Genomic DNA, 3,637 nt, shown 5'->3' with positions numbered 1-3,637 from the left:
CGATGGAGGTTGTGGCGCAGGAGCTGGTCCGACGCTTCGACAGCACGCAGGGCGTGCACGGCGCGGAGAGCCCGAACGGCGCGCCGAGCACTGACGCCCGGGAGGGCCGGGCATGAAAACCATCCTGGTCTCGGCGCTGTTCGGGCTGATGACCTCGATCCTGTTCACCCCGCTGGTGGTGAAGTACTTCCGGATCAAGGGATTCGGCCAGGAGATCCGCGACGACGGCCCCAAGAGCCACCTGGTCAAGCGGGGTACCCCGACCATGGGCGGGGTGGCGATCATGGGCTCGACCATCATCGGATACCTGATGGCGCACCTGATCGGCTCGCTGCGCCACGACTCCGGCCCGACCGCCTCCGGCCTGCTGCTGCTGTTCCTGATGCTCGGCTCGGGCGGGGTGGGATTCCTCGACGACTTCATCAAGCTGCGGCACCGGCGCAGTTTGGGCTTGCGGGCCCGGGCCAAATTCGCCGGCCAGCTGCTGGTGGCGCTGCTGTTCGGCATCGGGGCGATGATGTTCCCCGACGAACGCGGGCTGCGGCCGGCGTCCAGGCACATCTCCTACGTGCGCGACATCGGCGCCATCTCGATCGGGCTGGTCGGTTTCCTGTTGCTGGGCTACCTGATCATCACCGCCACCACCAACGCGGTGAACCTGACCGACGGCCTGGACGGGCTGGTGGCCGGCAGTGCGGCAATGGTGATGGGGGCCTACACGCTGCTGACCTTCATCCAGTTCCGCAGCGCCTGCTATCCCGGCCCGGCGCTGTCGGGCTGCTACGCAGTCCGCGATCCGCAGGACCTGGCGCTGATCGCCGCCGCGGCGATGGGAGCCTGCTTCGGTTTCCTGTGGTGGAACGCCAAACCCGCCCAGATCTTCATGGGCGACACCGGTTCGATGGCGCTCGGCGGGCTGATGGCGGGCCTGGCGATCCTGTCCCGGACGGAGCTGCTGCTGGTGGTGCTGGGCGGCCTGTTCGCGGTGGTGACGCTGTCCAGCGTCATCCAGACCGGCTGGTTCAAGTACACCCGGCTGCGCACCGGCACCGGCAAACGGGTCTTCCGGATGGCGCCGTTCCACCACCATTTCGAACTCGGCGGCTGGGAGGAGACCACCACCATCGTCCGGTTCTGGATCGTCAGCGGGCTGGCGGTCGCGTTCGGAATGGGCTTGTTCTATGCGGAATTCATCTCCCACGGCTGACCCCGGCACGCGCGGGCACGGCGGGATACCCCGGCCCGGCCTGAAGAAAATCGACCGCCGGGACGCGACACGCGACACGCCTCCCGAAGATCGCGCAGACAGGGCCGACGATAGGCGGGTGCACCAGGTCGCGGACGCCGCGACGTCACCGGTCTGCTCCGGCGGCGTCGTCCTGCCCGCGTCCCCGAGCGTCCGGGGCCGGGTGGAGTCGTGATCGGCAGGTTGCGCGAGCGGGTGCGCGGCATCCGGGTGGTGCAGGCCTCCGGCCGCTACCTGGACAGCCCCTACGCATCGATCCAGCTGATGCTGGCCGCCGGCGGCGGCCTGCTGTTCCTGGGCCTGCTGATGTCGGCCTCCACCACCATCTCGGCCTCGGTGCACACCACCGGGGACGCGCCGTGGGCGCAGCTGATCCGCGAGGTGGAGTTCATCGTGCTGAGCCTGCCGGTGTTCTGGCTGGCGGTGCGGATGTCGCCGGCCGCCTACCGCCGGGTGGCCTATCCCGCCCTGGCGCTGGCGCTGATCGCCCTGGTCGGGGTGCTGGTCCCCGGCATCGGGGTCACCGTGAACGGAGCGCACCGCTGGCTGCAGCTGGGCCCGCTGGTGGTGCAGCCGTCGGAGTTCGCCAAGTTCGCCATCCTGCTGTGGGGTGCGGACCTGCTGGCCCGCAAAGAGTCCCTGAAGACGCTGACCACCACCGGGCACGTGCTGGTCCCGCTGGTGCCCGGCTTCGTGATGGTGATCGCCCTGGTCATGCTCGAGCCGGACCTGGGCACCTCGCTGTGCTTCATGCTGCTGCTGCTCGGCCTGCTCTGGACGGTCGGACTGCCCTACCGCTACTTCGCCGGCCTGCTGCTGGTGGTGGCGGCCGCCGTCACCACCCTGGCGGTCACCGAGTCCTACCGGATGGAGCGGCTGACCACCTTCCTGCACCCCAACCTCGACCCGGAGGGGGCCGGCTACCACACCATCCAGGGCCTGTACGCGCTCTCCAGCGGCGGCATCGTCGGGGTCGGGCTGGGGCAGGGCACCTCGAAGTACGGCTGGGTGCCCAACGCCAACACCGACTACGTCTTCGCCGTGGTGGGGGAGGAGCTCGGCCTGCTCGGCTGCCTGGTGGTGCTGCTGCTGTTCGCGCTGTTCACCTACGCCGCGATGCGGATCGCGCACCGCAGCCAGGACCCGTTCGTCCGGCTGGTGGCCAGCGGCGCGGCCATCTGGATCGCCGGCCAGGCGCTGATCAACATCGGCTACGTGACCGCGCTGCTGCCGGTCACTGGCATTCCGCTGCCGTTCATCTCCAACGGCGGCACCTCGCTGGTGCTGACCTGTGCGGTGCTGGGCATGCTGGTCTCCTTCGCCCGGCACGAGCCGGCAGCGGCCCGGGCGGCGCAGCGGGCGGCCGAGAGCGGCAGCACCGCCCGCTGGGTCGGCATGCTGCGGCTGGGCGCGCCACGCTCGCCGGCGGCACCGCGGTCCTCGGTCGCCAAGCAGGCCGCCGCGGCCGCCCGGGCCGCCGAGGTGGCCAGCCCGAAGCCGGCCGCCCCGTCGGTGGCCGGAGCGCCGGCCCGCCAGCGCGACCGGACGGCCCGCCAGCCCGCGGTGGCCCGGCCCGGCACCGGGCAGCGGCCCGCCCCGGCCAGCCGCCAGCAGCCCGGACCGCACCGGACGGCCGGCCGGACCGCCGCCCGGCGCAAGGGTGCCTGAGGTGGCCGAGCCGGTTTCCGGGTCCGTGAGCATCGTGATCGCCGGCGGGCACTCGGCCGGGCACATCGAGCCGGCGATGAACGTCGCGGACGAGATCCGTCGGCTGGCACCGGACGCGCTGATCACCGCGCTCGGCACCGAGCGCGGCCTGGACACCACGCTGATCCCGGCCCGCGGCTACCCGCTGGAGCTGATCCCGCCGGTGCCGCTGCCGCGCCGGCTGAACCTGGCCCTGCTCCGGACGCCGGGCCGGGTGGCGCGGGCGGTCCGGGCCGCCGGGGCGGTGCTGGACAAGGTGTCCGCCGACGTGGTGGTCGGCTTCGGCGGCTACGTGGCGGTGCCGGCCTACCTCGCCGCCCGGCGGCGCGGCATCCCGATCGTGGTGCACGAGGCCAACGCCCGGCCCGGTGTTGCCAACCGGCTGGCGGCCCGGCTGACCGGCCATGTCTTCACCGCCACCGCCTCGGCCGGCCTGCCGCACGGCCGGCCGATCGGCATCCCGCTGCGTCCGGCGATCCTGGAGCTGGACCGCGACCGGGACCGGCCGGCCGCCCGGGCCCGGCTGGGACTGGCCCCCGACCGGCCGACGCTGCTGGTGACCGGCGGTTCGCAGGGCGCCCGGCGGCTGAACGAGGCGGTGCTCGGCGCCCAGCGGCAACTGGGCGCCGCCGGCATCCAGGTGCTGCACATCGCCGGGGCCAAGAACCCGCTGACCGCGCCGGA

The 3,637-nt window shown here is 72.6% G+C and carries 3 protein-coding genes; all 3 read left to right on the top strand.

Features of this window, described 5'->3' with window-relative positions:
- The first annotated feature begins 112 nt into the window (after positions 1–112).
- Complete coding sequence (gene mraY / locus VLJ82_RS03235; protein WP_408661882.1) at positions 113–1,207, top strand: phospho-N-acetylmuramoyl-pentapeptide-transferase; 1,095 nt, start codon at positions 113–115, stop codon at positions 1,205–1,207.
- Positions 1,208–1,417: 210 nt separating this feature from the next.
- The gene (gene ftsW / locus VLJ82_RS03230; protein WP_408661881.1) at positions 1,418–2,914 is read left to right on the top strand and encodes a putative lipid II flippase FtsW; all 1,497 of its coding nucleotides are present in this window, start codon (positions 1,418–1,420) and stop codon (positions 2,912–2,914) included.
- 76 nt (positions 2,915–2,990) lie between these two features.
- A partial coding sequence (locus tag VLJ82_RS03225; protein WP_408661883.1) for a UDP-N-acetylglucosamine--N-acetylmuramyl-(pentapeptide) pyrophosphoryl-undecaprenol N-acetylglucosamine transferase occupies positions 2,991–3,637 on the top strand: 647 nt, incomplete at its 3' end.

Origin of the sequence: Jatrophihabitans sp., from assembly GCF_035474675.1 — a bacterium.
Taxonomy (GTDB): Bacteria; Actinomycetota; Actinomycetes; order Mycobacteriales; family Jatrophihabitantaceae; genus Jatrophihabitans_A.
This window is presented reverse-complemented; position numbering and strand designations above follow the sequence as displayed.

What these genes read in the sequence shown, in the direction of transcription:
- mraY (WP_408661882.1), top strand. Translation starts at nt 113, where the DNA reads ATGAAAACCATCCTGGTCTCGGCGCTGTTCGGGCTGATGACCTCGATC.